This is a genomic window from Streptomyces sp. NPDC001816 (genome assembly GCF_042892235.1).
Classification (GTDB): Bacteria; Actinomycetota; Actinomycetes; order Streptomycetales; family Streptomycetaceae; genus Streptomyces.
This window is the reverse complement of sequence record NZ_JBIATY010000039.1, coordinates 1-1463: the sequence shown is the minus strand read 5'-3', so window position 1 is coordinate 1463 and position 1463 is coordinate 1. Positions and strand designations below refer to the sequence as shown.

Sequence of the window (1463 nt, the reverse complement as noted above, 5' to 3'; positions counted from 1 at the left end):
TGGTGGTTCTACCAGCACTTGAACGGCAACATCCAGAGTGTGTCGCTGGACGGCAAGGGCGGTACGGAGAAGGCCGATGCGTTCGGCCGTACGCCGATCAACATTCTGGTGATGGGGTCGGACGGGCGGACCAGCAAGGCGGACTGCAAGCTGGGTGGCGGGTGTTCACGGACCGGTGTGCAGACGGGCAGCAACGCGGATGTGCAGATGGTGGTGCACATATCCGCCGACCGTTCGAACGCGACGGTGATGAGCATTCCGCGGGACACGATGACCCGGGTCCCGGCGTGCAAGGACGCTGCGTCGGGCCGGTCGACGGCGGGGTACTACGGGCAGGTCAACAGTGCGCTGCAGTACGGTCCGGCCTGCCAGGTGGCGACCGTCCACCAGCTCACCGGGATTCCCATCGACCACTTCGTGAAGCTGGACTTCTCGGGTGTGGTGAAGATGTCGGACGCGGTCGGCGGTGTCTCCGTGTGTGTCAGCGACGACGTGTACGACACGTACTCGCATCTGAAGCTGTCCAAGGGCGCGCACACCCTGAAGGGGGTGGCCGCGTTGGAGTTCGTGCGTTCCAGGCACGGGTTCGGTGACGGCAGCGACCTGGGGCGCACCGTCTCGCAGCACATCTTCCTCAGCGCGATGATCCGCAAGTTCAAGAGCGCGGGCACGCTCACCGATCCGGCCGCGGTCTACGACCTCGCCGATGCGGCCACCAGGGCGCTGACGGTGGACGACGGGCTGGGCACGGTGAAGAAGCTGATCGCGCTGGCCTCGGACCTGAACAAGGTCCCGACCAAGCGGATGACCTTCACGACGATGCAGACCGGCAGTGACCCGAACGACGCCAACCGGGTGGTGGTGGGTGCGGGTGCCAGGACGCTGTTCGCGACCATCGCGGGTGACCAGTCCCTGACCACCGGCTCGGGCAAGAAGTCGGCTGCGGCCTCCGCGACCGCGAAGACCCCCACCGTGCCCAGATCCGAGATCGCGGTGACGGTGGAGAACGGCACCACGGTGACCGGCCGCGCCTCCGCGGTCGCGGCCGCCCTGACCGGTCAGGGCTTCAGCCCGGACACCACCACCGCCAACGCCCCCAGCCCCGCGACCACCACCACTCTCACCTACGGCACCGGCCACAAGGGCGAGGCGCAGACGGCCGCGAAGGCGCTGGGCCTGTCCGCCGCGCACCTGAAGAAGGACACCACCGGCAGCAGCAGTGGTCTGACCCTGGTCATCGGCAGCGACTGGCCCAGCGGCACCAGCTACCCCGGCGGCGCCACCTCGTCTGCGCCCGCGGACACCAAGGCGGCCGTCTCCAACGCCCACGCCCAGACCGCCGACCAGGCCAAGACCTGCGCCAAGGTCAGCCCCTACAAGACGGTGGAGCTGGGCGGCGTTCCCATGACACCGGCCCAGGCCTACGCGGCGGCACGCACCAAGCCCGACTCCGACGACTGATC

At 68.4% G+C, this 1463-nt stretch carries 1 protein-coding gene; it reads left to right on the top strand.

The window, feature by feature from the left end:
• Positions 1–1461, top strand: a 1461-nt coding sequence (locus ACFYZZ_RS45375) for an LCP family protein (protein WP_389189972.1), incomplete at its 5' end; no start/stop codon positions are given.
• Positions 1462–1463 lie beyond the last annotated feature (2 nt).